The organism is Stutzerimonas chloritidismutans AW-1 (assembly GCF_000495915.1).
GTDB classification, from domain to species: Bacteria; Pseudomonadota; Gammaproteobacteria; order Pseudomonadales; family Pseudomonadaceae; genus Stutzerimonas; species Stutzerimonas chloritidismutans.
The window spans coordinates 17,062-43,463 of the sequence record NZ_AOFQ01000037.1 but is presented as its reverse complement, the minus strand read 5'-3'; the positions used below and the strand labels follow the sequence as shown (position 1 = coordinate 43,463).

32 protein-coding genes and 1 pseudogene are annotated in these 26,402 nt (G+C 62.2%); 19 read left to right on the top strand and 14 right to left on the bottom strand.

Going from position 1 to position 26,402, the window contains the following annotated elements; genetic code table 11:
• The first annotated feature begins 201 nt into the window (after window positions 1-201).
• From F753_RS37560 to F753_RS37545, 7 genes and pseudogenes are all read left to right on the top strand, one after another.
• The gene (locus F753_RS37560) at window positions 202-1,449 is read left to right on the top strand and encodes a ribonucleotide-diphosphate reductase subunit beta (protein ID WP_023445554.1); all 1,248 of its coding nucleotides are present in this window, start codon (window positions 202-204) and stop codon (window positions 1,447-1,449) included.
• A gap of 118 nt (window positions 1,450-1,567) precedes the next feature.
• Window positions 1,568-1,726: a hypothetical protein gene (locus F753_RS49575; RefSeq protein ID WP_156924039.1), complete on the top strand. Its 159-nt coding sequence runs from the start codon at window positions 1,568-1,570 to the stop codon at window positions 1,724-1,726.
• Window positions 1,723-2,118, top strand: a complete 396-nt coding sequence (locus F753_RS49570) for a hypothetical protein (RefSeq protein WP_156924038.1) — start codon at window positions 1,723-1,725, stop codon at window positions 2,116-2,118. Before F753_RS49575 ends, F753_RS49570 begins: the two co-directional genes overlap by 4 nt.
• 98 nt (window positions 2,119-2,216) lie before the next feature.
• Window positions 2,217-2,906, top strand: coding sequence for an SEL1-like repeat protein (locus F753_RS37555; protein ID WP_156924037.1), 690 nt, complete (start codon window positions 2,217-2,219; stop codon window positions 2,904-2,906).
• A gap of 171 nt (window positions 2,907-3,077) precedes the next feature.
• Window positions 3,078-3,218: pseudogene (locus F753_RS50310) on the top strand (REP-associated tyrosine transposase); the annotation flags it as partial.
• Between the two features lie 170 nt (window positions 3,219-3,388).
• The gene (locus F753_RS37550) at window positions 3,389-4,063 is read left to right on the top strand and encodes a hypothetical protein (protein ID WP_023445552.1); all 675 of its coding nucleotides are present in this window, start codon (window positions 3,389-3,391) and stop codon (window positions 4,061-4,063) included.
• A 193-nt stretch (window positions 4,064-4,256) separates the two neighbouring features.
• The gene (locus F753_RS37545) at window positions 4,257-4,787 is read left to right on the top strand and encodes an REP-associated tyrosine transposase (protein WP_023445551.1); all 531 of its coding nucleotides are present in this window, start codon (window positions 4,257-4,259) and stop codon (window positions 4,785-4,787) included.
• A gap of 485 nt (window positions 4,788-5,272) precedes the next feature.
• On the opposite strand, the gene F753_RS37540 is transcribed toward F753_RS37545, so the two are convergent.
• Window positions 5,273-6,178 carry a LysR substrate-binding domain-containing protein gene (locus F753_RS37540; protein ID WP_023445550.1) on the bottom strand — a complete coding sequence of 302 codons (906 nt, stop codon included), beginning with the start codon at window positions 6,176-6,178 and terminating at the stop codon, window positions 5,273-5,275.
• A gap of 117 nt (window positions 6,179-6,295) precedes the next feature.
• Between F753_RS37540 and F753_RS37535 the strand changes: the two genes are divergently transcribed.
• Window positions 6,296-7,024, top strand: coding sequence for an FMN-dependent NADH-azoreductase (locus F753_RS37535; RefSeq protein WP_023445549.1), 729 nt, complete (start codon window positions 6,296-6,298; stop codon window positions 7,022-7,024).
• Window positions 7,025-7,124: 100 nt separating this feature from the next.
• Here the strand turns inward: F753_RS37535 and F753_RS37530 are convergent, their stop codons facing one another.
• Window positions 7,125-7,769 (bottom strand): hypothetical protein, encoded by a 645-nt coding sequence (locus F753_RS37530; RefSeq protein WP_023445548.1) that lies wholly within the window; start codon window positions 7,767-7,769, stop codon window positions 7,125-7,127.
• A 246-nt stretch (window positions 7,770-8,015) separates the two neighbouring features.
• Here F753_RS37530 and F753_RS37525 point away from each other — a divergent pair, with 246 nt between their 5' ends.
• Window positions 8,016-8,708, top strand: a complete 693-nt coding sequence (locus tag F753_RS37525) for a GNAT family N-acetyltransferase (protein ID WP_023445546.1) — start codon at window positions 8,016-8,018, stop codon at window positions 8,706-8,708.
• A gap of 143 nt (window positions 8,709-8,851) precedes the next feature.
• Here the strand turns inward: F753_RS37525 and F753_RS37520 are convergent, their stop codons facing one another.
• Window positions 8,852-9,337 (bottom strand): MarR family winged helix-turn-helix transcriptional regulator, encoded by a 486-nt coding sequence (locus F753_RS37520; RefSeq protein ID WP_031297762.1) that lies wholly within the window; start codon window positions 9,335-9,337, stop codon window positions 8,852-8,854.
• 140 nt (window positions 9,338-9,477) lie between these two features.
• Here F753_RS37520 and F753_RS37515 point away from each other — a divergent pair, with 140 nt between their 5' ends.
• Window positions 9,478-10,611 (top strand): MFS transporter, encoded by a 1,134-nt coding sequence (locus F753_RS37515; RefSeq protein WP_023445544.1) that lies wholly within the window; start codon window positions 9,478-9,480, stop codon window positions 10,609-10,611.
• Window positions 10,612-10,652: 41 nt separating this feature from the next.
• Here F753_RS37515 and F753_RS37510 read toward each other — a convergent pair whose 3' ends face one another.
• The 3 genes from F753_RS37510 to F753_RS37500 form a co-directional block, all read right to left on the bottom strand.
• Entirely contained in the window at window positions 10,653-11,261 is a 609-nt protein-coding gene (locus F753_RS37510) for a DJ-1/PfpI family protein (protein WP_023445543.1), read from the bottom strand.
• 164 nt (window positions 11,262-11,425) lie between these two features.
• Window positions 11,426-12,169 carry a class I SAM-dependent DNA methyltransferase gene (locus F753_RS37505; RefSeq protein WP_023445542.1) on the bottom strand — a complete coding sequence of 248 codons (744 nt, stop codon included), beginning with the start codon at window positions 12,167-12,169 and terminating at the stop codon, window positions 11,426-11,428.
• A gap of 172 nt (window positions 12,170-12,341) precedes the next feature.
• The gene (locus F753_RS37500; protein ID WP_041207203.1) at window positions 12,342-12,989 is read right to left on the bottom strand and encodes a TetR/AcrR family transcriptional regulator; all 648 of its coding nucleotides are present in this window, start codon (window positions 12,987-12,989) and stop codon (window positions 12,342-12,344) included.
• Between the two features lie 73 nt (window positions 12,990-13,062).
• On the opposite strand from F753_RS37500, the gene F753_RS37495 reads away from it, so the two are divergent.
• The 3 genes from F753_RS37495 (at window position 13,063) to F753_RS37485 (ending at window position 16,160) form a co-directional block, all read left to right on the top strand.
• Entirely contained in the window at window positions 13,063-14,166 is a 1,104-nt protein-coding gene (locus F753_RS37495) for a DUF2855 family protein (protein ID WP_023445540.1), read from the top strand.
• A gap of 114 nt (window positions 14,167-14,280) precedes the next feature.
• On the top strand, window positions 14,281-14,667 hold the full coding sequence (locus tag F753_RS37490) for an ester cyclase (protein ID WP_023445539.1): 387 nt from the start codon (window positions 14,281-14,283) through the stop codon (window positions 14,665-14,667).
• Window positions 14,668-14,849: 182 nt separating this feature from the next.
• On the top strand, window positions 14,850-16,160 hold the full coding sequence (locus tag F753_RS37485; protein ID WP_023445538.1) for a methyl-accepting chemotaxis protein: 1,311 nt from the start codon (window positions 14,850-14,852) through the stop codon (window positions 16,158-16,160).
• A 38-nt stretch (window positions 16,161-16,198) separates the two neighbouring features.
• Here the strand turns inward: F753_RS37485 and F753_RS37480 are convergent, their stop codons facing one another.
• Window positions 16,199-16,981: an NAD(P)H-dependent oxidoreductase gene (locus tag F753_RS37480; RefSeq protein WP_023445537.1), complete on the bottom strand. Its 783-nt coding sequence runs from the start codon at window positions 16,979-16,981 to the stop codon at window positions 16,199-16,201.
• A gap of 84 nt (window positions 16,982-17,065) precedes the next feature.
• Between F753_RS37480 and F753_RS37475 the strand changes: the two genes are divergently transcribed.
• Window positions 17,066-17,956 (top strand): LysR family transcriptional regulator, encoded by an 891-nt coding sequence (locus tag F753_RS37475; protein ID WP_023445536.1) that lies wholly within the window; start codon window positions 17,066-17,068, stop codon window positions 17,954-17,956.
• Here F753_RS37475 and F753_RS37470 read toward each other — a convergent pair.
• Window positions 17,953-18,336 carry a winged helix-turn-helix transcriptional regulator gene (locus tag F753_RS37470; RefSeq protein ID WP_031297756.1) on the bottom strand — a complete coding sequence of 128 codons (384 nt, stop codon included), beginning with the start codon at window positions 18,334-18,336 and terminating at the stop codon, window positions 17,953-17,955. The genes F753_RS37475 and F753_RS37470 overlap by 4 nt on opposite strands.
• Before the next feature lie 88 nt (window positions 18,337-18,424).
• On the opposite strand from F753_RS37470, the gene F753_RS37465 reads away from it, so the two are divergent.
• From F753_RS37465 to F753_RS37455, 3 genes are all read left to right on the top strand, one after another.
• A complete protein-coding gene (locus F753_RS37465) occupies window positions 18,425-19,483 on the top strand; it encodes an SDR family oxidoreductase (RefSeq protein ID WP_023445534.1) in 1,059 nt (352 codons plus the stop codon).
• A gap of 78 nt (window positions 19,484-19,561) precedes the next feature.
• The gene (locus F753_RS37460; RefSeq protein ID WP_023445533.1) at window positions 19,562-20,029 is read left to right on the top strand and encodes an RNA methyltransferase; all 468 of its coding nucleotides are present in this window, start codon (window positions 19,562-19,564) and stop codon (window positions 20,027-20,029) included.
• 136 nt (window positions 20,030-20,165) lie between these two features.
• Entirely contained in the window at window positions 20,166-20,588 is a 423-nt protein-coding gene (locus F753_RS37455) for a DUF2141 domain-containing protein (protein WP_023445532.1), read from the top strand.
• 81 nt (window positions 20,589-20,669) lie between these two features.
• Here F753_RS37455 and F753_RS37450 read toward each other — a convergent pair whose 3' ends face one another.
• The 4 genes from F753_RS37450 to F753_RS37445 all read right to left on the bottom strand — a co-directional run bounded on the left by F753_RS37450 (window position 20,670) and on the right by F753_RS37445 (window position 21,998).
• Window positions 20,670-20,918 carry an FmdB family zinc ribbon protein gene (locus tag F753_RS37450; RefSeq protein ID WP_023445531.1) on the bottom strand — a complete coding sequence of 83 codons (249 nt, stop codon included), beginning with the start codon at window positions 20,916-20,918 and terminating at the stop codon, window positions 20,670-20,672.
• 140 nt (window positions 20,919-21,058) lie between these two features.
• On the bottom strand, window positions 21,059-21,187 hold the full coding sequence (locus F753_RS50185; protein WP_023445530.1) for a hypothetical protein: 129 nt from the start codon (window positions 21,185-21,187) through the stop codon (window positions 21,059-21,061).
• A gap of 134 nt (window positions 21,188-21,321) precedes the next feature.
• Complete coding sequence (locus F753_RS49735) at window positions 21,322-21,465, bottom strand: hypothetical protein (RefSeq protein ID WP_023445529.1); 144 nt, start codon at window positions 21,463-21,465, stop codon at window positions 21,322-21,324.
• A gap of 131 nt (window positions 21,466-21,596) precedes the next feature.
• On the bottom strand, window positions 21,597-21,998 hold the full coding sequence (locus F753_RS37445) for a MerR family transcriptional regulator (RefSeq protein ID WP_014819972.1): 402 nt from the start codon (window positions 21,996-21,998) through the stop codon (window positions 21,597-21,599).
• A gap of 62 nt (window positions 21,999-22,060) precedes the next feature.
• Between F753_RS37445 and F753_RS37440 the strand changes: the two genes are divergently transcribed.
• A complete protein-coding gene (locus F753_RS37440; protein ID WP_014819971.1) occupies window positions 22,061-22,708 on the top strand; it encodes a cation efflux transmembrane domain-containing protein in 648 nt (215 codons plus the stop codon).
• A gap of 19 nt (window positions 22,709-22,727) precedes the next feature.
• Here the strand turns inward: F753_RS37440 and F753_RS37435 are convergent, their stop codons facing one another.
• Both F753_RS37435 and F753_RS37430 read right to left on the bottom strand, forming a co-directional pair.
• Window positions 22,728-24,638, bottom strand: coding sequence for a metallophosphoesterase family protein (locus F753_RS37435; protein ID WP_023445528.1), 1,911 nt, complete (start codon window positions 24,636-24,638; stop codon window positions 22,728-22,730).
• Window positions 24,639-24,780: 142 nt separating this feature from the next.
• Entirely contained in the window at window positions 24,781-25,617 is an 837-nt protein-coding gene (locus tag F753_RS37430; protein WP_023445527.1) for a CAP domain-containing protein, read from the bottom strand.
• Between the two features lie 153 nt (window positions 25,618-25,770).
• On the opposite strand from F753_RS37430, the gene F753_RS37425 reads away from it, so the two are divergent.
• Window positions 25,771-26,172, top strand: a complete 402-nt coding sequence (locus F753_RS37425; RefSeq protein WP_023445526.1) for a hypothetical protein — start codon at window positions 25,771-25,773, stop codon at window positions 26,170-26,172.
• Window positions 26,173-26,402 lie beyond the last annotated feature (230 nt).

The following is a 26,402-nucleotide window of genomic DNA, read 5'->3' as shown; positions in this document are numbered from 1 at the left end:
ACACAAGCGGTCGGACCAGACACCTGACCGTCCCCTCGCCCCTCCGGGGAGAGGGTCAGGGTGAGGGGCAGCCCCACCAGACGATGCAAAAGGCCGGACCTATCTCGGCCCAAACCAAATACCCGCTTTTGCGTGCAAACCAAAAGCACCCAAACACATCCGACCGGCCAAGCCCCGGTCCCCGATCAGGAGCTATCGCACATGCTGAGCTGGGACGAATTCAACGAAGAAGACACCACCACCGCCGCGCCGGCCCCCGCTGCCGCGCAGCCGGCAGGCCAGACCGCAGCCAAGCTGGACAACGACGCCGCCGGCTCCGTGGAAGAAGCCCGCGCCGTTGCCGCCAGTGACTCCGACGCCATCGCCCGCGCCAAGCGCGCGCTGGACGACCTGGACATCCAGGAAGGTCTCAACGAACTGGAAGGCGAATCGGCCCGCGTACGCGTCGACGAGAAGCGTATGATCAACGCCCGCGCCGACCTCAACCAGCTCGTACCCTTCAAGTACGACTGGGCCTGGCAGAAGTATCTGGATGGTTGCGCCAACCACTGGATGCCGCAGGAAGTGAACATGAACGCCGACATTGCCCTGTGGAAGAGCAAGGACGGCCTCAGCGAAGACGAGCGCCGCATCGTCAAGCGCAACCTCGGCTTCTTCTCCACCGCCGACAGCCTGGTCGCCAACAACCTCGTACTGGCCACCTACCGCCTGATCACCAACCCCGAGTGCCGCCAGTACATCCTGCGCCAGGCCTTCGAAGAGGCGATCCACACCCACGCCTACCAGTACTGCATCGAATCGCTGGGCATGGATGAAGGCGAGATCTTCAACATGTACCACGAGATCCCGAGCGTCGCGAAAAAGGCCAGCTGGGGCCTCAAGTACACCCGCTCCATCTCCGACCCGACTTTCCAGACCGGCACCCCGGAGACCGACAAGCAGTTCCTGCGCAACCTCATCGCCTACTACTGCGTACTCGAAGGCATCTTCTTCTATTGCGGCTTCACCCAGATCCTCTCCATGGGCCGCCGCAACAAGATGACCGGCACCGCCGAGCAGTTCCAGTACATCCTGCGCGACGAGTCCATGCACCTAAACTTCGGCATAGACATGATCAACCAGATCAAGATCGAGAACCCGCACCTGTGGGACGCCGACATGAAGGACGAAGCAACCCAGATGATCCTCCAGGGCACCCAACTGGAAATCGAATACGCGCGCGACACCATGCCCCGTGGCGTCCTCGGCATGAACGCCGCAATGATGGAGGACTACCTCAAGTTCATCGCCAACCGTCGTCTGACGCAGATCGGCTTGAAGGAAGAGTATCCAGGCACTACCAACCCGTTCCCATGGATGAGCGAGATCATGGACCTGAAGAAGGAGAAGAACTTCTTTGAGACGCGGGTTATTGAATATCAGACTGGTGGGGCGTTGAGTTGGGATTGATTCCTGGGTCTGGACCGTTAGGACACATTACAAGCGCTTTACCTGATTACGGATGTCCGGGGTAGCGAGAAACACTAAAAGCCCCGCCTAGTGCGGGGCTTTCTATAAGGATTCTAAAATGTCGAATAAAGAAAAAAATCAGAACCAAGAAAAAGTCGTTAAACGCGAAATTGTTTGGAAAAAAGAAAATCCAACAAACGTCCAGGTAAACAACGACAATGGAAAAACCACTAGCACAGGCCCTCGCACGCCCACTAAAAACAAAAATCAAGAATGAAACTATCAGACTATAAAAGCTCTTACTACGACCACACTGCAAGCGCAAGCAGCGTAGCCCGACAAATAGCATTCGCCGGAATAGCTTTTATATGGATATTTAAAAGAGAATCTACAGGCTCTATCACTTTACCTACAGAGCTACTGTGGCCAGCAATCCTATTAATTCTTGGCCTCACATCAGACCTACTCCAATACTTCTCCGCCTCAGCAATCTGGGGCGTATTCCATAGAACCAAAGAAAAACAAGGGATAAAGCAGAACGAAGAAATTCAAGCATCTATTTACTTAAACTGGCCAAGCCTCGCCTTCTTCTGGATAAAACTTTTCTCAATAACAATAGGCAATATTCTTATTCTTTCTTACGCACTAAAGAAGATAGCTTTCACATAAATATCAGCGTGGGGAAAAGGGTGGAAAAAAGGGGACAGATTTATTTTTCCCATTAAACGAAATATTTTCGTTATCTCATTCAGTTTTCGGACAATATTATGTCGACACGACACCTTCTTCTTTCATTCTTCATCCTGACAACAACACTGAACGCTGTGGCAGACACATCGACGCGGGAAGAAGCAGAAACTCTTTATTCACAAGCCGTTGAGTTACTTGAGCAAGCGGAGCCGATCATGCACCAGATCGAAGCCTCAATAGGCAACAACGACCAGGCTAACCTTCCGCTTATGTCTGATCGCTACGGTCGAGCAATCTTGCCAGCCATACAGAAGCTTGAAGAAGCCAGCCGGCTTGGCTCCGCCACGGCGCAATACCGTCTTGCCTTGATATACGAAGCACTACCGGAACGCGAAGGCGCTGCCTGCGAGCTCTATAACCGGAGCGCGGAGCAAGCATTTGCACCAGCTGCTGTACGCCTCGCCGCAAGCTGTGTCGGCTATGGGCCAAACCCGGAGTACGAAGCACTGCTGGAGAATGCCGTGTCTCAGATCAACCATTATGAGAACACTTACCCTCAGCCCACTGTTCGCCTTGCATGTATGAAAGTTCCACCGGAGGGTGTGCAATATCAGTGGGGTTCGATGAATGATTTTCTAGCAGAAATCTACATTCTCCAAGCAACCCGAACCAGCAAAGGCGATAGTCGCGAAGAGAAGCGGCAGCTGTACGAGAAAGCGTTCGCGCTTAACGAGTGCAACTACGCTAAACGACGTATGGCAAGGTAACGAGGTAGCCTGGAAGTGACGCGTGGAAAAGGCTTCGCCGTTTTCCACCCTACCTCCGGCAACGTCGATGCGTCGGCGGTGCGAGTGGTTGAGATGTCGTAGGGTGGATAACGCTTTGCTTATCCACCAATACGGACCTCCCGCCAACACTACGCTCAAGGATGAGCCGCCATGTCCCGCTACCGCCGCGCCCAAGCGCCGGGCGCCACACACGTCTTCATCGTCAATCTGCTCAACCAGCGCAGCGACCTGCTCGTCCGCCATGTCGACCTGCGCGAGACAGTGCGAGCCACACGTTCACGCCCCCCTTTCACTTGCAGAGCGATCCCTTCCACAGCCTCCAGAAATCTGCACTATCGCCGATACAATTTGGCATAGCGCGACGTAGCGCCCTCTGTGCCAATCAAAAACCGCTTATCGCAACTTGCAGACTCACCGATACATACGGCATCAACAGCGCATACAAAGACTCAAGGACAACGATGTTCACCGAAATAAAAATCGAGCTCAGCAAGTTTGACTGGAGCGGCGTATCCGGCCTGTCCGACGTGGTAATGGTGCTGCTCACATTGGTTCTACTTGCAGGGTTGAGGCAGGGCGCAAAGAACATTCGCGAATCGTCGATATCACGGGACGCTGACATTCTCCGCTGGACCATGTCGGAAATGGACACCCTCAAACCGCAGATAAGGCTACTCACCGACGCACACAAGCGGCATAGCTACTGCGGGCTGCCGCAAGACCCAGAGACAAACCCGAACGGCTGGACCAGCCAGGAGCTCGATGCAGCCCAGGTCGTTGGGGTCAATCTGCAACGCATCGGCTACATGGCGCTTCACAACTTGGTTTCCCGAAACCACTTCATGAATATCTGGGGCCCGATGTATCTCGCCTGCTGGTATGCGTTGGAGCCGTGGGTCAAACACAAACGCAAGGCCCTAAATGAGCCAGTCGAAATCAAGGATGGTGCGTATAGCAGGATCTACTTCGAGCAGTATGCGCACTACTGCGAGGCCCATCTTCCGCGCCGCCTGGTTGATAACGAACGTCAGCGTTTTGGCCTTCAACCATTGCAGGAGAGCAAGCTGACTTTCCGGCAACGGTTCCTGGAGAGGATTGGTAAAAACGAAGTGCTGGATGTACGGCGCGATAGATGACACGTTGAGTCATGCCCGTCTGCGAGTAGCCTGGAAGTGACGCGTGGAAAAGGCTTCGCCGTTTTCCACCCTACGCTCCGGCAACGTCGATTCGTCGGCGGTGCGAGTGGTTGAGATGTCGTAGGGTGGATAACGCTTTTCTTATCCACCGATACAACCTCACTGCCAACACAACGCTCAAGGATGAGCCGCCATGTCCCGCTACCGCCGCGCCCGTGTGCCGGGCGCCACGTATTTCTTCACCGTCAATCTGCTCAACCGACGCAGCGACCTGCTGGTCCGCCATATCGACCTGCTCCGCGAGACGGTACGAGCCACACGCTCACGCCATCCCTTCCACATCGACGCCTGGGTCGTTCTGCCCGACCACATGCATTGCATCTGGACGCTCCCGGATGGCGACGCCGATTTCGCCCTGCGCTGGAAAGTCATCAAGTTCGCTTTCGCCCGACGCCTGCCTAAGACCGAAGTACTGACGGCAACTCAGCGCTCCCGCGGCGAACGCGGGATCTGGCAACGGCGCTATTGGGAGCATCTGATCCAGGATGAACGGGATTATCGGCATCACGTCGACTATGTGCATCGAAATCCGTTAAAGCACGGCTTGGTGGAGCGTGTCGCCGACTGGCCCTATTCGAGTTTTCATCGAGCCGTCGGAGCTGGGATCTACCCAGTTGATTGGTGCGGTGATGAGGCGGAGGGATTCGCAAAGGATGCGGACTGACGCGTGGAAAAGGCTTCGCCGTTTTCCACCCTACGCTGCTACGCAACACCTCCACTCGGCCAACTGACGGGGACGGACTTCGAGTCGCCCGAGAGCTCTTTGGTTTTATTTGCTTCTTCTGCACTGACCGGCAGGCGACACCAACCGCCCCTTTCAGGAGGGTGAGCGGAATCGTCGTGGAGGGGGTTGAGCGGCATGGATGCCGCGAGAGCCGCGATGGGCCAGGGATGGCCCTTCGCGGCATGCGCCTGGAATGGCGATGAAGCGAAGCGAGTAACGAACCCGGAGCGAAGCGCAGGGCCGGATGCTGGGGCAAGCCCTTTTGGTTCCTTTTGGCGGGGCCGGCCATCCGGGCGACTGCCAAAAGGGACCCGCCCAGCGGGGCGGAACCAATGCCAGAAGCAACTCGGAAACGATCCGAGCAAGTAGCCTGGAAGTGACGAGTGGAAAAGGCTTCGCCGTTTTCCCCCCTACGCTGCGGCGAATTAGCCGGTCAGCTCACACAAGCCACCCGGCACCGCCATCACCCACTCCCTCACCGCCCGCACCGTCGGGTCATCCCGGCGGCTCTCCGGATAAACCAGGTGAAACGGCTTGCCCTCCATCTCCGGCCCGAACGGCTGCACCAGCCGCCCTTCCCTCAGTTCGTCTTCGATCAACTGCCGACTCATCAACGCCACGCCTTGGGCGCCGATGGCGGCGGAGATTGCGTGGGTCTCGTCGGAGAAGACCAGCCCGGCGCTCACATCCAGCCCCGGCACGTTGGCGAGCTTCTGCCACGACGCCCAATGAATCGGAGCGGACAAGGCGGCTTGCGCACGGAAGTGGATCAACGGGTGTTTGGGCAATTCGGCAATATCCCGCAAGCCGAGGTGCGGGCTACAGACCGGGACGAAGGTGTTGTCAAACAGCTTCTCCGCCACCAGCCCGGACCAGCGGCCGTCGCCGTAGCGGATGGCGATATCCGCCGTGACGCCATCCAGCGCGACTGGCTCATGGGAGGTATGGAAGCGCAGATCGATATCCGGATGGGAATCGCGCAGCAGGCAGACCCAGGGCACCAGCCAGCGCACCGCGATGGCCGGTGTGGTGCTGAGGGTGATCGCCTGGCGGCAGGGCTTCGCGCTCAGGCGTTCGACCGTAGCGCTGATGCTGTCGAAGGCCGTTTCCAACGTCTGTTGCAGCTCCCGTCCCGGATCGGTCAGTTCCAGCTTCCGCGGTTTGCGCAGGAACAGCGCCACGCCGAGGGATTCCTCCAGCGAACGAATCTGGTGGCTGATCGCCGTGGCCGTGACGGACAGCTCCTCGGCGGCCTGCTTGGCGCTCTCGTGGCGGGCCGCGGCTTCGAAGGCCCGCAGCGCAGAAAGCGAAGGTAACCGGCGATGCGCCATGGCTGAGTTTCTCTCATCTGTAGTTGGAAGAAATGGTCGTTTGTCGCTCGTACAGCCTAGCCCTAGGCTGGATTTACCGCGAACGACAGATGAGTTCAATCACAGAGGAGAATCGCCATGACGCACCTTCTGCACCTTGATGCCAGCGCCCGCCCAGGGCTTGCCGGCAAGGACGAGCACGGTTCCCACAGCCGTAACCTCACCCACCGCTTCGTCAGCCAGTGGGCGGCCCGCCGCGCGCAGGACGGCATCGTCTACCGCGATATAGGCCAGAACCCGCCTTCGTTTATCAGCCATGACTGGATCGCCTCCAGCTTTACGCCGGAAGAGCGCCGCGAGCCGTGGATGCGGGATACGCTGGCGGAAAGCGACCAGCTGGTCGATGAGCTGATCGCCGCCGATGTATTGGTCATCGGTACGCCGCTCTACAACTTCGGCATGCCCGCGGCACTGAAGGCCTGGATCGACCAGATCGTGCGCCCGGGCCGGACGGTCGAGGTCGACGAAAGCAAACTACCTGACCCGTACGTGCCGTTGCTGGCGGACCGGCCACGGCATGCGGTCATCCTCAGCGCCCGCGGCGGCATCGGCTTTGGTCCCGGCGGGGAGATGGCGCACATGAATCACCTGGAGCCGAACCTGGTGACGGCACTCAATTTCATCGGGATTACCCGCATCCATCAGATCGCGATTGAAGGTCAGGAAACCGGTGGCGAGGTATTGGCCGCCTCGGTGGCCGAGGCGCTGCGCCAGGTCGATGCGCTGGTGAAGGAGCTGCAGGGGGCAATCGAGGAAACGTCGCTTGGTCAGGCCTATCGACGTGAGGCTGAGCTTGTGCAGGAGTGACGGGGCGAAAGGCTGCGGTTTGATGCTGAATGCAAACGCAGCCTTGCGGATCTGCTACCACGTAACGCTATGCAGGTGCGTGGTAGCCGGCAGGCCTTGGCTACTGGGCACGACTCATTTCGAGCTTTTGCCCAACGGCGGCCGTGACTTCCTGCAGACCCTGGCCGGTCACCTTCGCCCAGTCGCTATCCGTCACGAGCTGCATACCGTCGTTCACCTCAGTGGCGATGGCCATTGGCGCCTGGCCATCAGATTCGATGATCAGGTTCGCTTTGTTGTTGACGGACACCGAGGCAAAACCAGGCGAGAACCAGGTCCAGAATTCCTTGATGTGCACCGTGACCTGGCGGGCATCCGTATTCTGCTCTTCTACCACCTGATAGCCGGACTGCGCGTAGGCGTTGGCGACAGCGGAACCGACCAGTTGGCTGACCGTGCGGCCTGAAGGCAGCACAACGTCACCCAACGCCTTGCCATATCCATTGCGTTTGCGTGCATAGGCGCGCCCGGTGACCGAACTGTCGTTGATCTCGCCGCCTTTGAGGGAAGGAATGTCGGCGCTACGAGGCTTGGCCTCGAAGGTCCGTTCGTCGATCGTCGTGATAACGACCTTCTGCCCAGTCGTACCCGTGAGGTTCGGAACGGAAACATCGACAACAGAGCGGCTGGTAACGCAACCCACCATGCTCACCGCCAGTAAAACCAGCAGCGAAGTTTTGAGGGGAGCAAAAAAAGCAGCGTTCATTTACAAGTCCTTGTGTAGTGGGCATCCGTCGCCTTTTCGAACGTAGGCGTTCGAACGCCGGGCATGATCGACCACGGATAGTGGCCGGTCGCCACATTACTGTTCTGCGGTTTCAGGGGCAATCTCCAGCCGAATCGAACGGCACAGAACAATCAGGCTCAGGCAGTCCTCCCCAGCCTCAACCACCTCACCGCGAGCGCCCCGCCGGCTACAATGCCGCCTTTTGCGTCGCGCTCGAAGCCTTCCATGTTCGTCCTTTCTCACCTCGACACCCCGCCGCCGGAATCGCTGAAAAGCCAGGTGCTGCAGATGGTGGTGGATTATCTCGGCGACATCAGCCCCGTCTCGCTGCAGCCCAGTAACCCGCTGTATCAGCTGTATCAGTACGTGGTGGGCTTCGAGGTGCATCGCTATCTGGACAGCATGGACGGCGCGCAGGCCGGCAAGCCGGAGCTGATCATGGCGTTGGATGCTGAGGACCCGGCGGTCCTGCTCGGCTTCGCGCTGTATTTGCCATTTGTGGACGATCCCGAAGCCTGCGCGCTGGTCTATCTGGCGGTCGACGCCGGCCATCGCCGCCAAGGCATCGGCCGGGGCATGGTCGAAGCGATGGTGACGCGCTATCCCCATGCCGAGGTGGCGTGCGTTGCAGGCAAGGTGCCGTATTTCAGCGCACTGGGCTTTCAGCCGCTGGCGTCGCGTGGCCCGCAGGTGGTGATGAATACCCGTAACGAGGCTTCGAACGGTGCGGTGGCGGTGCAGGATCTGGAGCCGATCTTCCAGTCCAAGGAAGTTCGGCAGATCTACAGCTACCTGGTGCAGCAGAATGGCCGCAAGGCGATGAGCGAGGCGGAGAAACAACGCGACCGTCTGCTCGATCAACTGGCGCGCCAGGCGCAGGACCTGGTGCAGCAATCGAGCGTTCGGCGCTTGCATTGATCGCGCGAGGCGTCACCAGGCTCGGGTGATACCGAGCCCGCGCAGCTGCGTCATTCACGAGCCACACCTCAATCCATCGCGGATATACGCCTCGCCTTGTCGAACCGCGCGTTCTTTTATCGCGGCTTACGCCAAGCGTCGCGCTAGCGCCCGGCCAGCCACTTGCCCAGCAGCCTGTCGAGCTGTTCCTGTTCGTCGCGACTGAGTGTGGCGAGGGCCGTTTTTTCGTTCTCGACGTGGGCGGTCATCAGGCCGTCGATCAGAGTGAAGCCGGCTTCGGTCAGGGCGACCAGGGTGCCACGACGGTCCTCGGGGTTCGGCTTGCGTTCGATCAGCCCGGCACGCTCGAGGCGGTCGAGTCGATTGGTCATGCCGCCTGACGAAATCATCGCAGCCTCATACAGCGCGGTCGGGCTCAGGGCATGCGGCGCCCCGGCGCGACGCAAGGTCGCCAGCACATCGAATTCGCCGTAGTGCAAACGGTGCTCATCGAAGAAGGGTTGCAGCACGTCTCGGTTGAGCACCTGCACCGCCTCGCCGAGCCGGCCGATCAGGCGCATGGGCAAGGTGTCCAGGTCCGGCCGTTGCTGTTGCCATTGTTCAACGGCGAGTTGAGCTCTATCGATCACCGGATACCTCGTCTATTTATCTTGATGTTAAGATACTTATCGCAAAGACATTAACTGCCAACTTGGAGATTGCCATGCTTTCCGTTCGATCACCCGCGTCATCTTCACTATCGCGGGCCGGCGAGGCGTTACTGGCGGTCATGCTCGTCCTGCTGGTAGGCCTCAACCTGCGGCCTATCCTAGCGGCCATCGGGCCATTACTCGATGAAATCCAGGCCGCGACCGGTCTGGGCAGCGCCGGTGCAGGCGCACTTACCACCCTGCCCATCGCTGCCATGGGATTCTGCGCACTTGGCGGCGCCATGTTGCAAGCGAAGCTGGGCGAGCGCCGTGGCGTAGCGCTCGGGCTCACGCTGGTGGCGCTGGCCAGTGCCTTGCGCTGGGGCTCTCCGAACGGTGCGGGGCTGATCCTCACCGCGGCACTGGGCGGCGTCGGGATTGCCCTGGTGCAGGCGCTGATACCGGCGTACATCCACCGCTGCCATCCGCAGCGGACCAGCGCGCTGATGGGGCTCTACACCACCGGCATCATGGGCGGCGCTGCTCTCGCCGCTGCCAGTGCCGCGCCGCTGGCAGAACGATTCGGTTGGGCGAATGGCTTGGCATTGTGGGCGATTCCGGCCGTACTGACCCTGTCGATCTGGTGGAGCCTGGCGCGCCCGCCGATCGCGACAGAGCGAACCGCCTCCCGGCCGTTGCCGCTGAAATCGCCACACGCCTGGCGGCTGTTGCTGTTCTTCGGCATCGGTACGGCGTCCTACACCCTGGTGCTGGCCTGGCTGCCGCCCTATTACACGGGCCTGGGCTGGAGCGCTGCGGACAGTGGCCTGCTGCTCGGCGGCATCAGCCTGGCGGAAGTGGGCGCCGGATTGCTGCTCTCCGCGCTGATCGGACGAATCCGGCAGCGGCGGCCGCTGGTGCTGGGCGTGCTGGCCGTGGTGCTGGCCGGGCTGTTGTGCCTGGCATTGGCGCCGCTGGCGCTGGCAATCCCGACGGCAATTCTGCTGGGTGTAGGTATCGGCGCGCTGTTCCCGCTCTCGTTGATTCTGGCCATGGACCATGCAAGGGACTCGGCCGACGCCGGCTCGCTGCTGGGATTCGTTCAGGGCGGCGGCTACCTGATTGCCAGCCTGGCACCGCTGGGAGCAGGCCTGTTGCGCGACCGGCTGGCGAGCCTGGCGGATGCCTGGCTGCTGATGGCCGTTGGCATCATGCTGTTGATGGGTCTGGCGTTGCAGCTCACCGCGCCGTCGCGAGAGGCGCAACCGGTATGACGCAGCCGTATCGAGATACCTGATCAACCAATTGGCGATCATCAGGCGCAGTTCAGATACGGCTCGATATTGGCGAGCGCTCGCGCTACGTAGTCCTCCTTCTCCCCTACCGGCGCGACGTAGTGCAGCGCCTCGGCTGCCGCATCGAGCCCAACCAGCCGTGCCAACGTCCAAGCCGCCAGATAGATGGACGCCAGACAGCCGCCGGCGGTTGCCAGGTTGTCGCGCGCGAAGAATGGTTGCTCCAGCACTTCGATACCCGCTTCCTGCACCCAGGGCTTGGTGGTGAGGTCGGTGCAGCCGGGAACGCCGTTCAGCAAACCCGCTTTGGCAAGCAACAGAGTGCCCGAACACTGGGCGCCGATCAGCTGACGTGCGGGATTGAGCCGCGCCAGCAGCTGCATCACGACGAGATCCTGAGCGATTTCACGGGTTCTGATGCCGCTGCCGACCAGCACGGCGTCGCAGAACTCGAGCTCGTCTAGAGAAGCCTGTCGATAGAGCCGCACGCCATTCATCGAGGTGACCATCTCGCTCGGCGAAGCCAGCGCCACGCGCCAGCCCGGCCGCTTGATGCGGTTCAGGATGCCGAGCGCAATCAGCGAGTCCAGTTCGTTGAAGCCGTCAAAGGTAACAATGGCAATGTGCATGGCTGGGTCCAGCGCTGGTGAGTCGACCTATTCTCAAAGCGAGGCAGGCGCGCGCAAAGGCACAGTCGGAAGCGGCGATACCAGTACAGCGCGTAAGGCTGGCCACTGGGCGAGAAAGCGCTTGGTCACTCCACGGACCTGGACGAAGGGCCTGGCTTTCGCCGTTAAATCTTCACGCAGACGAATATCGCGTTCCCGGATGCCTGGTCCCAGGGCACGATCTTCTCGTAGTCATGCTCGAGCACATGCACTTCGAAGTACCGCTCCAGCAGCTCGCTCAGCTCGGCAAAGCTCACTGCCACCATCCTGTGTTCGTCGTGCCAGACCTGGCTTTCATTGCTGATGGTCTTTTCGATTCGCAGCCTCAGCAATTGCTGCTCCCCTTCACCCGGGTAATGCCAACCGGAGCTGAAGGTGAACAGGCCGTCCGCATGCCTGGCCGTGTGCGAGACGAATGAGGCATTGTCGATCCGGCGCTTGTCCACGGCGTTGAAGCAGAACAGCCCGCCCGGGGCCAACGCGGCATGCACGCTGGCGATACAGGCCTGCAATCGCTGAAGCTCGGCGCTGTAATGAATGGAGTAAAGAAAGCAGGTGATCAGATCGGCCGGCTGCTCGACCGCAAAGCCACACATGTCCTGCAGGGAAAACTGCGCTTGCGGGCAGCGCGCGGCTGCTCTGTCCAGCATCGGCTGGTTGATGTCGAGCCCGCCGCTGGTATAGCCGGTATCGATGAAATGGCGGACGTGCGGGCCAGTGCCGCAGGCGAGGTCCAGATGCCTCGTCCCGCCGTTGCCGAACAGCTGCTGCAACCTGTGGACACAGTGGCTTTGCGCCCTGTAGTCGATGTCCGCACACATGAGATCGTAATAACCCGACAAGTCGGTATAGAGAGCATCGCCGGGCATGATGACCTGATGTGTGAGGAAACGATGGGGGCGCGCATATTATCCCGGCCGGCTGGAAATCGCCCGGCAATTACCGCCGCGCTGACACATCCTGTTGCCCGTCCTCCAGATACCCGGCGACCGTATGCTCGCTTCTCTTTAGCGAGTCAGCTGAACGAAACGACAGGCTGCCTCATGATCGATCGCACTCAGGCTGGGGCGACGGGCCAGCGAGCCTGTCCAGGCACAGCTGCTCCATGCAGTTGGCCCAATCGCTCATGCGTTCCGCTTCAAGCTGCACCAGCATCGCGTAGCGGCGACCGCCCCATACCGAAAGATGCAGTGCTTCCAGCGTCGCAGCGCTCGGGCGTACCGGCAGATCGGTCGCCGCATCGATGACTCGATGCCAGGCGGCCAACAGATCCTCGTAGGCCCTGCGCTGATGCTTGGGCTCGGCCACCAGCGATTCCAGTTCGAGCATATCCGGGTGGAACCAGGGCAGCCGCGACTCGACCCCGGCAAGGGTGCGCACCAGTCGCCGGATGCGCTCGGGCCAGGCAAGCGCGGTTGGCGCTACCGCTTGCGCGTCGACGGCCTCCAGCAGTTGCTCGACGCAATAGCGCACATAGCCCGAGTGCAGCGCATGTTTACTGGGGAAATAGTCGTACAGGGTGCCGATGGCCACGCCGGCTTCGAGTGCCACCGCGCGGGTCGTCAATCGCGACCAGCCGTCGCGCTGCCATATCCGAACATAGGTGTCGAAAATCGCCTGAACGGTGACCTTGGCGCGCTGCTGAGTCGGCCGTTTGAGCGGCTTGGCGCTCGGCAATCGTGTGCTCATGAAATCCGAACCCGGCGGTGAAACGAAAGGGATAGAGTCGAAGCCGTCCATTTACGAACCCAAGGTGCCATCGATGAGCGTCATCCGCCAGTTGCAGAACAACAAGAAAGACATGCAGCAGACCCGCATTCAAACCCGACCGATGCCGGAGCTGAAAGCCGGCGAAGCCCTGCTGCGTATCAGCCGGCTGGCACTGACCACGAACAATGTCACCTACGCCGCATTCGGCGAGACACCTCACCTGCGCTATTGGGACTTCTACCCCACTGGCGATAGCGAGTGGTTCCACATGCCGGCGTGGGGCTTCGCCGAAGTCGTGGAGAGCACCGTCGATGGCCTGGCGAAGGGTGAGCGCTTCTACGGCTTCTGGCCGATCGCCAGCCATGTCGTGATGCAGCCGGTGCGCGCCTCCGAGCGCGGTTTCTACGACGGCGCCGAACATCGACTCGAACTCACCTCGGCCTACAACCAGTACCAGCGCATCAGTAGCGACGCCGCCTATCGCGCAGAGAGCGAAAACTACCAGATGCTGCTGCGCCCGCTGTTCATCACCTCGTTCATGCTGGCCGATTTCCTTGACGACAACGCCTTCTTCGGCGCGCGCCAGATCCTGATGTCGAGCGCCTCGAGCAAGACCGCGTACGGCACGGCGTTCTGCCTGCAGGACAACCCGGCCGTGCAAACGATCGGACTGACCTCCCCAGGCAACACCGGCTTCGTACAAGGCCTGGGTTGCTACCGCCAGGCAGTTGGCTACGACCAACTCGCTTCACTGGACCCGAGCGTGCCCACGCTCTACATCGACTTCTCCGGCAGCGCCGATCTACGCCGGCAGATCCACAGCCATTTCAAGGATGCCCTGGTGTACGACTGCTTCGCCGGGTCAGCCCAGAACCATGAATACAGAAAGACGGACCCAACGCTGGCCGGTCCGCAACCACAGCCCTACTTCGCGCCTTATCAGATCAAGAAACGCAACGCCGACTGGGGCCCCGCCGAGGTGACCCGCCGCTTCAACGAGGCGCAGCTGGCCTTCATCGCTCGGGTGAGCGATGCGCAGCAACCCTGGATGCAGGTGCACGAACACGCTGGCCTGGAGTCCGCACAGGCGCTGGCAGAATCCTTGATCAAAGGCGCCATCAATCCTCTGGAGGGCCACGCCGTGGTGCTCGACTGACCAGGTAATCGGTGCCGAGCAGATAACCTCAGCCAGTGCGGCCGGTCGATGCGGCTGGCGTATATCGAGCCAGTCGCTAGCCTGACTATCGGGCTTTCTTTGCGGGGAACGATCATGACTGGCAACGAGATCGCTGATTGCTACCGGGGCTACATCGCCTGCCTGAACGGCAGGCGCTGGGCAGAGCTGGAGCGCTTCGTCCATGAAGAAGTGCACTACAACGGCCAGTTCGTCGGGCTGGACGGCTATCGCCAGATGCTCGACGGCGACGTTCGGGCGATCCCCGATCTGCAGTTCAATATCGGGCTGCTCATCGTCGAGCCGCCCCATGTGGCGGCACAGCTGCGGTTCGATTGCACGCCCACAGGCGAACTGTTTGGCTTTGCTGTGAATGGCAAGAGAGTGGTCTTTACCGAAAACGTCTTCTACGAGTTCCTCGAGGGAAAGATCCGCAACGTGTGGTCGGTGATCGACAAGAAGGCAGTTGCCGATCAGCTCTGAGGGCGATGACGGCTCACATCACATGTGGGGCGAAGACAAACGCGTGGTAATCGCACCCTTTCACTCGCTTCGGCACGCACCGCGTCGGTTCAACGGCTTTCGCTGGCGCGACACGAAGTCGCTCAAGCGCCCGCACTCTTCGCCGATATCGGAAGCACAACTAGATCGATTGGATGCCCTGCATGTTTAACAACCGCTTGAAAAAGGATTTGGAAGCCAAGGATGCCGAGCTGGCAATCCTGCGCCAGCTCATGGGCAAGATGAACGGTGACATGCTGTCGGTCACGCTGGATACCGACTTCAAGATCTGCGCGTTCAATGATCGATTCGCCAGTACCTTGGGTTACTCACACGGGCATCTCCAGGGCCGGCCCCTGGCCGAGATCGTTCCGCCCTACGTGAAGAACCTGCCCTGCTTTCACAACTTTCGCGCCGCGGTGGCCAAGCTCGAGCCGGTCAGCGACGACTACCGCTACCTGCGCGCCGACGGCAGCCTCGCCTGGTTGAAGATCCATTGGTATCCGATCGCAACGGCCGACGGGAAGCTTTCGCATATTCAGGGTTTCGGCAGCGATATCAGCGAGGCCGTGTATCAGGCGAAGGAGAACGAGGCATTCATTACCGCCCTGCTCCGCTCGACCGCGGTTATCCAGTTCAATCTGGACGGAACGGTGGTCACGGCCAATGAGCAGTTTCTCCAGACCATGGGCTATTCGCTCGCGGAGCTCAAAGGCAAACATCACAGTCTGTTCTGCGCGCCGGAAGATGCCGCTTCGGCGGATTACAAGGCGTTCTGGCAGAAGCTCAACCGCGGCGAGTACGTCGCCGACCGCTTCAAGCGTGTCGACCGCCACGGCCGCGAGGTTTGGCTGGAAGCGACCTACAACCCGGTGCACGACACCGAAGGCAACCTCTACAAGGTGGTCAAGTTCGCCAACGTGGTTACCGAGCAGGTCATGCGTGAGGCTGAAGTGCGGCAAGCCGCGGGCGTTGCCTACGACATTTCGCTGCAGACCGACGTCAGTGCCGAGCGCGGCGCCAGCGTGGTGAAGGACACCCTGGTGACGATGCAGAAGATCACCGACCAGGTGCAGTCCGCCACCGATGGCATCGAGGCGCTCGGCAAGCAGTCGCTGCTGATCAGCTCCATCGTCCAGACCATTGGCGGCATCGCCGCACAGACCAACCTGCTGGCGTTGAACGCGGCCATCGAGGCCGCCAGGGCTGGCGACCAGGGTCGCGGTTTCGCGGTGGTGGCCGACGAGGTTCGGCAACTGGCCGCGCGCACGAGCACCGCTACCGACGAGATCGTCAATGTGGTGCAACAGAACCAGGCGCTGGCCGACGAGGCCGTGCGCAACATGTTCGCCAGCCGCGAACAGGCGGTGCAGGGCCTGGGGCTGGCCAACCAGGCCGGCGCGGTGATCGTCGAGATTCAGGACGCCGCCAAGCAGGTGGTCAGTGCGGTCGAACGGTTCGCCAAGGAACTCTGACGACGTAACGACAGAACACGCCCCTGCCCCTGGAGCTGTTACGGCTGTTCGACATGCGCGACAAAGCCGACCTGCCCTGGCGCCACCTCGGCCCTGAGCGTTAGCGCCGGAATGTCGTAGTCGCCGCCGTTCTGTTTGCGATAGGCGATGGGCTCAGTGCGCCAGAGGTGGTCAAGGCGCTTGCCCAGCTCGTCGCGGAGTGTGTCGAATCGCGCCGGATCGATACGGCTGGTGCGGTGCACCACGAATGGTGGCAGCACTTCGAAGCCCGGGTAATGCAGGATGCCGTGATGGATGGGGAACAGCAGGTCCTCGATGGGCCCGTTGATCCCCCGCGGGCTGTAGTGTGATTCCCAGCCGCCGGTAGTCACGATCAGCATCGCCCGCTTGCCGACCATCGAGCCCTCGCCGTAGCGATCGCCCCAGCGCGCATCCGAGTGCTCTCCGACGCCATAAGCGAAACCGTAGGCATATACCCGGTCGACCCAGCCCTTGAGGATCGCCGGCATCGAGAACCACCAGAGCGGGAATTGCAGGATCAGCGCATCCGCCCAGCGCAGCTTGTCCTGCTCAGCCGCAATGTCAGAACTCTGCCGGCCACTGGCGAACGCGCGTCGGGAATCCTCGGAAGCATCGAAACGCGCTTCGGGGTCGCGATCTAGACTGTCGCCGGCATCGATCACGGCCTTCCAACCCATGGAATACAAGTCGGAAACCTGGACCTGATGGCCAGCCGCCTGCAGACGGTGGACGGCAAATTCCTTCAGCGCGCCATTCAACGAGCGCGGTTCGGGATGGGCATAAACAAGCAGAACATTCATGGGAAACCTCCGTAGCGGGACGGCTGCAGAATGTCGCTTGCCCAGGTATGTTTGAAATGAATAAGCCATATCTCAGGTATTGCCATGAATAATCTCAGACGTCTCGATCTGAATCTGCTGGTGACCCTGGACGTGTTGCTGGCTGAGCACAATGTCACCCGCGCCGCAGAGCGCCTGAATTTTTCCCAGCCCTCGGTGAGCGTGCACCTGGCCAAGCTGCGGGACATTTTCGATGATCCTCTGCTGATACCTGGGCCGCGAGGCATGCGCCCGACTGCACGGGCTGAAGCGTTGCGCGAGCCCCTGCGCCTGGCGCTGGAGGCGCTGGAGCAAGCCGTCGCCCCAGCCAGCCCGTTCGACCCTGGCGCCGCGCAGAACGTCTGGCGCATCGCAGCCAGCGACTATGGCGAGTCCGCGATTGTGCTACCCGCTCTGGCCGGCCTGCGGTCCGCCGCACCGAGCACCCGCATAGCCGTGGTCGAGATGCAGCCTTCGCGCATCGCCCGCCAGGCAGAACAGGGTGATATCGACCTCGCCTTGCACACCGTCGATGGTTCGCCGTCCAACCTGCGCCGCCGCGTTCTGTTCACCGAGCGCTACGTACTGGCCGGCCGTGCCGGGCATCCCCGCCTGCGGCGACGGCCGACGCTAGAGCAGTTCTGCGCGCTGGATCAGGTGATCGTCTCACCGGATGGCGGCGGCTTTCACGGTGCCACCGACGATGCCCTGGCCACGCATGGCCTGCAACGGCGCGTGGTGCTGTCGGTGCCGCATTTCCTGTTCCTGCGCTCGGTGCTGGAAAGCACCGACCTGGTGGCCATGCTGCCCGAACGGCTGGTTCAGGGTGTTGCACTGCAGGTCGTCGAGGCGCCGCTGGAGATTCCGGGATACGAAATGGCCATGCTCTGGCATGAACGCGCCCATCGCGACCCGGCCCATGAATGGCTGCGCGAGCAGATCGTCAACGCGATCTAGCCCCGCCTGCGCGACGTGCTTCTGGGCTGCAGCTGATCCAGCGCGCCGGAGTTCTGCCTTGCCCAGTCGTAGATCAGTTCGATGGGTTCAACCATCAGCTGGCCCAGCGGCGAGAGCGCATAGCTCACCGCCGGCGGCACCGAATCGAGCGTGTGGCGCTCGATCAGGCCGCTTTGCTCCAGTTCGCGAAGCGTCTGGATCAGCATTTTCTTGGAGATGCCAGGCAGGCTGCGATGCAATGCGCCACTGCGTGAGGTGCCTCCATGCCGGGCATGCAGCGTGTGCAGAATCATGCTGGTCCACTTGGTGGAGAAGAGCTCGAGCACGCGTCTTGGTGCGCAGTCTTCGCGCCATTGTTCTTCGTCAGAGCCCGGTTGCATGGGGGATGGTCACCATTTGGTGCCGACTTGGATCGGCATTTTCGAGTGGGTAAGGTGCAGGCCTGTTTCGCTTTGTGGGGGTCTGCACATGACAAATCAAGCACTGGTGGTCGGAGCGAGCGGCATTGTCGGCAGCGCGCTGTCGCGCCTGCTGGCCGATGAAGGCTGGAACGTCGCGGGACTGGCTCGCCGACCGAATACCGACGCGGGTGTCACGCCGATCAGCGCCGACCTGCTGGACCCCAAGGCGCTTGACTCGGCGCTGGCCGGCGTTTCACCCACTCACGTCTTCCTCACCACCTGGGCGCGCCAGGCCAGCGAGGCGGAGAATATCCGCGTCAACGCGCAGATGGTACGCAACCTGCTCGAAGCCGTCCGGCCGGCTGGTACGCTGCGCCATGTCGCCCTGGTCACCGGCCTCAAGCACTACCTCGGCCCGTTCGAAGCCTACGGCAAGGGCGCGCTGCCGCAGACGCCGTTCCGCGAGGAACAGGGGCGGCTGGATGTCGAGAACTTCTATTACGCCCAGGAAGATGAGGTGTTCGCCGCGGCGGAGCGCGATGGCTTCAGCTGGAGCGTGCATCGCCCGCACACCATCACCGGCGTCGCGGTCGGCAACGCCATGAACATGGCCACCACGCTGGCCGTGTACGCCTCCATCTGCCGCCATACGGGGCGGCCTTTCCGCTTTCCGGGCTCGGACGTGCAGTGGCACAGCCTGACCGACATGACCGACGCCGCTCAGCTCGCCAGGCACCTGCGCTGGGCCGCCAGCACGCCGGCAGCCGCCAACCAGGCCTTCAACGTCGTCAATGGCGATGTGTTTCGCTGGAAATGGATGTGGTCGCGCATTGCCGAGTGGTTCGGCATCGACGCCGCGCCGTTCGATGGTCCGGCCCCGTTGGAGCAGCAGATGGCGGGCGACGCGGCAATCTGGAGCGACATGGCGAAGCAGTTCGGTCTCGCCGAGGCGGACATCGGCAAGCTCATCTCGCCGTGGCACACCGATGCCGATCTGGGCCGCCCGATCGAGGTGGTGACGGATATGTCGAAGAGTCGCAAGCTCGGCTTTCTGGATTACCAGGCCAGCGACGAGGCGTTCTTCGATGTCTTCGCCAGGCTGCAGGCGAGCAAGCTCATTCCCTGACCCGGTCGCGCAGCTAAAAACCCTTTGCCGACCAAACCGTCCCGTATACTCGCGCGTTTTCCGCGCGAGTCCCCTTCCGTGAGCAACAAACGCTATGCCTGCATCGGCCTGAGCAACCCGAAATCGCCGTCCAACGTGGGGGCGATCATGCGTGCCGCGGGCTGCTATGGCGCCGCTTCGGTGTTCTACACCGGCACCCGCTACGACCGCGCCAAGGACTTCGTCACCGACACCAAGAAGGTCCATCAGGACATTCCGCTGATCAACATCGACGACCTGCGCAAGATTCTCCCGCTCGGCTGCGTGCCGGTTGCGGTGGAGCTGGTCGAAGACGCGCGCTCGCTGCCCGAGTACACCCACCCGGACCGCGCGTTGTACATCTTCGGTGCCGAGGACGGCTCGCTGAGCAAGGAGCTCCGCGACTGGTGCGAGGATGTGGTGTACATCCCCACCAACGGCTGCATGAACCTCGCCGCGACGGTGAACGTGGTGCTCTACGACCGCCTGGCCAAGGGCAACAACACCCGCTCCGGGCCGCAGTTCTGATCGAACGATCGATGCGGTACACGCCGCACGTGGACAACGCTTCGCTTGTTCGCTGAAGATGGCGGCGATCGACCCAAGCGTCGCCGGCCACGTTTGAATCCGGCGATTTCCGCATCCTCGACTTCAAGAGCACAGCATGAAAGCACTTTCGATTCTGGGCGCTGCCCTCGCACTCTTGGTCCCCTCGGCCTATGCCGAGGAACTGCAGGTCACGCTCGACGGCCTGCAGCACGACAAGGGTCAGGTGGCCGTGGCGGTATATTCCAGCGCGAAAACCTTCCGCAAGGACGACCAGGCGTTCGCCGCGCAGAAGGCCAAGGCCGAGCAAGCAGCCGTGACCCTGGTGTTCAAGGACCTGCCGCCCGGACGCTACGCGGTGCTGGCCTACCATGACGAGAACGGCAACGGCGAGCTGGACCGCCGCTTCGGCATGATCCCAACGGAAGGCTACGGGCTGTCGAACAATCCCAAGGTTATGGGCCCGCCGTCCTTCGAGGACAGCGCATTCGAGGTGCCCGCCGGCGAACCGACCCGGGTCACGCTGGAGATGCGTTACTAACGAAACAACCCGGGAAACCGCGTGGAAAAGGCTTCGCCGTTTTCCACCCTAGCGACGCCGCATCCATGTCCGCGGCTGAACTCAGCGGCAGTTGCCGGCACAGCCCCCGCGGGCACATGCCGGTGCTTCCGGATTCTTCAATACGCGGCTGTTGACCACCCCGGCAGCCGTCATCAGTTTGGTCACCGGCGCGTCGTCCGGAATGTTCGAATCTTCGGCCAGCGCGCCGGCCGCGCGCAGTTCGCCCCAGGTTTTCGGCCGTAGCGCCATGGCATGGCGAACTTCATAAACCTGACCATTGGCTTCGCAGCGGTAGTCGTAGGTTGGCATGGAATTCCTCTCGTGATGATTCGGTGCTGGCAGCCCGCGCGGACAGCCGCGGGCTGTCTGCTGCGCACGGCCGTACTCGTAAAGCACTGTGCTTTTCAGCAGCGTCGTGAGCGGCTACGGAAACCGCCGGCACGTCCTGGCTATGCCGATTTCATCATCACCAGCGCGAAACCCACCACGATGCCAGCCAGGGCAATCAGCCAGCCGATGCGATGGGCGCGGTTCTTCTGGGCTTGGCGGACGGGGTCTACGGGCTTTTTCTTTCTCACGATTCACCTGGCTCTGGAAAACACGCTGCTGCCGCTTGGCGCTCACGCCTCTCGGCGCAGCGCGCCTTTTTAGGCCGGGCGGGTCGAATTGTCCAGTGGATGAACATTCGCGCGAGGTCACGCCTTGCCGGCGTCTAGCCGAGCGGGCTCTGATCGGCTTCCGGTTGGTCGTTCGAATCGGCGCCTGAATCGTTTTCGCCCGAGTCCGGCACATCGCCGTACTCGTCGTAGTTCGGCGGGGTCAGGCCATCCTTGAGTGGGTCGTCTGGATCGATCATGGCAGCTGTCCTCTGGCAACAATGGGCTTTGGTGACATTGCCTTGGAACCCTAGGGCAGACCGTGCGTTTCGTCAGCGCTGGACATCTCGATGTGCGGTGCGTGCGCACCGAGTCGCGCAACACCGCGGACCTAGGGCCGACGCACTCCCGTCAGGGTTTCGATGATGCGGCACTCGCGGACCGACGATTCGCTGCAGCCCGCCAAGCGCTGCAGCTCCGCTTCGAGCCGCTGCAGATCGGCGATGCGCTGGCGCACTTCGACCAGATGCGTCTGCACCAGGCGATCGACATCGGTGCAGGCATGCTCGGGCTGGTCGGCCAGCTCGACCATGGTGCGGATCTCGTCGAGGGAAAACCCCAGCTCCCGCCCACGCTTGATGAAACGCAGCCGCGCGGCGTCCTGCTCGCTGAACGTGCGATAGCCGGATTCGGTGCGCGACGGCGCCGCAAGCAGCCCGATGCGCTCGTAATAGCGGATGGTCTCCACGTTCACTGCCGTGGCCTTGCTGAGTTTGCCGATGGTGAGTGGCATCGCTTGACCCTGTAGTGGCTACAGGGTTTAGCGTAGCGCCATCGACAACTGGAGGCGATGTCATGGCGGGAAATTGTTGCAGCGGCGGCTGCGCCACCACGGCGGCACGCGGACGCTATCGGCGCATTCTCTGGATTGCGCTGCTGATTAACCTGGCGATGTTCGGTGTCGAGATCGGCGCAGGCGTGCGCTCGGGGTCGGTATCGCTGCTGGCGGACTCGCTGGATTTCTTCGGCGATGCGGCCAACTACGGCGTCAGCCTGTTCGTGCTGGGCCTGGGCGTGGTGATGCGGGCGCGGGCGTCGCTGGCCAAGGCGCTGACGATGGGCCTGTTCGGCGTGTTCATCCTGGTGGTGGCGATTGGCAATTTCGTCGATGGCAGCGTGCCGCATGCCTCGACCATGGGCGTCGTCGGCGTGATCGCGCTGCTGGCCAATATCGCGGTGGCCGCCATGCTCTACGCCTACCGCGAAGGCGACAGCAACATGCGCAGCGTCTGGCTATGCAGCCGCAACGATGCGCTCGGCAACCTGGCGGTGATGCTGGCCGCGCTGGGGGTGTTCGGCACCGGAGCCGGCTGGCCCGATCTGATCGTGGCGACGATCATGGCGTTGCTCTCCATCAGCGCGGCGGTGCAGATCACCCGCCATGCTCTGGAAGAGCTGCGATCCGAACGGATGGCGGTCAGCGATGTGGAGCGACGCGCGTGATCCCGCGGGGCACGCGCGACTAAGCCTCGCCCTGAGGGCGAGCGCGCTCGGCAAGAAACGCCACTGGTGCCGTGCCATCGGCATTCAACTGGTAGATCTCACGCGGCCTACCCTGCTCGTCGAGCAGCAGCAGGCCGATACCCGAGCCGTTCCATAGCCGTTCGCCGGCGTTGCTGCGGTCAGGCACGCGCGGCACGACTTCCAGCCGGCGGCGCTTGGTCAGCCAGTTCAGTGGCGACCAGGGCGCGTAGAGCCAGCGGTTGAGGCGATCGAACCAGTCCAGCAGGCGCCGCGGAAACTCGTTCTTCACGCCGCTGCTAGTGATCTGCCACAGCTGGGGCGCCGTATCGCGACCGCGAATGTGCACTTCGTAGACGAACGAGTAATGCACGTCGCCGGACAGCACCACATAGTTTCCCGGCGTTCGCGTGTGGCGAAAGATGTTCATCATCACGTGGGCGGCGCCGCGATGGGCCATCCAGTTCTCCGCATCGACCAGCAACGGCTGGCCGGCCCAGCTGAACACGCGCTGCACCGCCTCGATCAGCTTGACACCGAACATCGGTGCCGGCGAGACGATCAGTACCGACGGCTTGTCGAGAATGTTCTGCTGGAATTCGCTCAGCGCCTCCCAGTCCATCAGGCCGGACGGTCGACTGAGGTTGCGCTCGCTGCGCCAGCGCCGGGTGCGCGTGTCCAGCACCACCAGCGGCGGATCGGTGGGCAACTCGTAGCCCCAGCCGTCGAGCCTGAACAGCCTATCGATCAGCTGATCCTGCGCCGCGCAATCCAGCCAGCCATCGCTCGCCGTCGCCAGCAGCTCACGCACCGGCAGCAGCAACTCGGCGAAACGCGTCGGATCGTTGCCCCAGGCCTGACACAGCAGATAGGCGAGCAGCGCGTTGCCGATGATGCGGCGCGACAGCGGATGGCCGTAGGCAGTCTCTTCCCAGCGCGCGGAGAGATTCCAGTCATCGGTGATGTCGTGGTCATCGAAGATCATCAGCGACGGCATATGAGCCAGGGCGCGGGCCACCTTCGGCAGTCCCGCGATAAAACCTTGCAGGCAGGCCCCTTCACTCCGGTAACGCTCGGCCTCGGCTGGCTCCAGCGCGGGCATCTGCGGGGCGATCAGCGACCAGGGCGTCGGCGACCAGACGAGCAGGTACATCGCCATGACCTCGCCCAGGCTGATCAGATGGTTCTGCCCGTTGGCGGTGGTGAACACCGGTTTTTCCACGCCACCGAAGAAGCGCTCGCGCAACGCGTCGTTGGACTTGAATGCGGGCAACAGCTGCTCGCGACGGTAATAGCTGGCCGGATGGGTCATCAGCTCATCGCTATTGTTCACCACCGCGCCTTCGAGCTGTTCGCCATAAAGCCCCAGCCGGCGCACCAATGCGTGGATCGCCACCAGCATCGGCCCCGCGACATCATCGGCATAGACCTGGTCGCCCGTCATCAACAGCACGGCCGGGCGCTCGGCCGGACTGTCCAGCGCGTCACTCAGCAGTTCGTCGACACACAGCAGACCATCTGTCGCGGCGTGGTGCGGCTTGCGGCAGGAACCATGCAGCACGCGATCGAGCCGCGACTTGATGACGAAGCTCGGCCGCGTCGCGCCGTCGTAAAGCAGATGCGGCGCCCAGTCGGCGATGCCCTGCTCCACTGCACCATCGTGGATGCGCAGGTCGTACTCGATCAGGCAATCGGTGGGCAGCGGTGCGTCCGGCACCAGATGAATCAGGTGCAGCACGGCGTGCTCGCCGATGGGCAGGCGCTGGCAGCTCAGCTCGCCGAGCGACACACATTGTTGCAGTCCGACCGCCGGGCTTTCCAGAATCAGCGACAGCTCGAGCGGCCGCGAGCCAACCAGCCAGAAGGTCAGAAGGCCAGGCTCGGTACGCCGCAGCAGCGGGCCCGCCAGCACGGCGGGTAGTTGCTCGGGGGTAGGGATATCGGTCAAGGGCAACCCTGCTGATGGGAACAGGTTTGTCTGACAGCGCGCTCGGCCGGATCGCTCAACAATCCAGCCAACGCCGGCTTTGCGGGGGTGGTCGCTGAACGACTGTTCAAGGCGCGCCGAACATCACCGTCCAGTAGATGGCCGCGTCGCTCTGCGGATCGACCGCATAGGCGCCGCCGAACTCGCTGAACTTGGGATTCATCAGGTTCGCGCAATGGCCGGGGCTCGCCAGCCAGCCGTCCAGCACCTTGCGGGTAGTCGGCAGCGCCGCGGCGATGTTTTCGCCAACCTGCCTGCCGGCGTACCCCGCCAGCTCGGCGCGGTCGCCTGGGGTGCGGCCGTCCTCGCTCAGATGACTGAAGAAGTTGCCATTGGCCATGGCCCGGCTGTGGGCTTCGGCGGTGCTGCCCAGCGTCTCGTTCCAGCTGAGCGGCCCGGCTGCGGCGAAGTCCTGCTTACCGCAACGGCGGCCGGAGGCGCGGGCCGTGTTGATCTGCTCCAGCAGCTTCTGCCCTTCGGCCTGCCAGTCACCCAGACGACCATCGAGCAACGGCCGCGCCACCACGATGCGCCAGTCACGGCCGTTGCGGCTCACACCGATATCGGCGAACTGCGGGTCGAGGATCACCCGACAGAAGCTCTCGCGCAGCGCCTGCATCGCGGCCTGGGCATCCCGCGGGCCGGACAGGGTGATCGCCTGCACGGTCACCATCGGATAGCCCGCGCGGGACAGTGCCTGCTGCAGGTCGCCTGCGCCATCGACCGGCAAATTCAGGCGCGAGTCGGCGGTAAGCGGCGGCAGCTCTTCGCTCGCCTTGTCGCCGCAGCGCTGCACTTCACCACGGTAGGCATTAATCGCCTCGACCAGGCGGGCCTCCTCGGCCACAGCAGCGCCAGCAACGCACAAGGTTGCGATCAGCAGGACGGATGACAGAACACGCATGACAGTTCTCCAGCAAAATCCCTGACGGAACGAGGCGCACCCGGCGCAGAAATGAAGCGCCATGGTGCGCGACGCTGCCACGCTTGTCATCTCCGCGCAGGCACAACGCCACTAGCTGTGCGCATTGCGCCGGCTTGGCTATGATCGAAAGCCATGAATAGCCTGCCGCCGCTTCGCCCATCCTGCCCGCCCGGCACCTGCACCTGCCGGCGTGACGAGCTGCTGGAAACAGCCGGCGCCGACGTGCGCATTCTCATGCTGACCCGTCACGAAGAACGCCGCCTGCTCGAACGTCTGGAAAACGTGCAGAGCCTGGACGATCTCGAGCGCGTGCAGAAACGCATGCTCGACCAGCTCGGCATCCGCATGACCGTCGCCCCCGGCCACAACGAGGTGCGCAGCATGCGCGGCATCGCCATCGAATTCGCTGAACAGCCCGGCCTCTGCCGCAAGACCCGCCCCGCCATTGCCGCCGCCGTGCGCCGCGGGCTGGAAAAACACCCGGAAATCGCCTGGCGCCTGCTCGATGCGCACGACCTGCTGGGTGGCCTCTGACAGGGGTAACACCAGCCTCGCCCGAACCGGTCTCGCCCCCTTGATTGGCCAGAGCCGGCATGCCGATCGCGCCTGAGGGCCAGGCGGCGAAGCACCGACAATAAAAGTGCCTATGCTGTATCGTGGAGCAATTGCTGCGACAGCATTCTTCCTGCAAACGGAGTGGCCGAAGGGCCCTCCGCTTTCATGGCTCGCCGATTCTTGAAGCCTCTGCCATACCGCCACGCGGT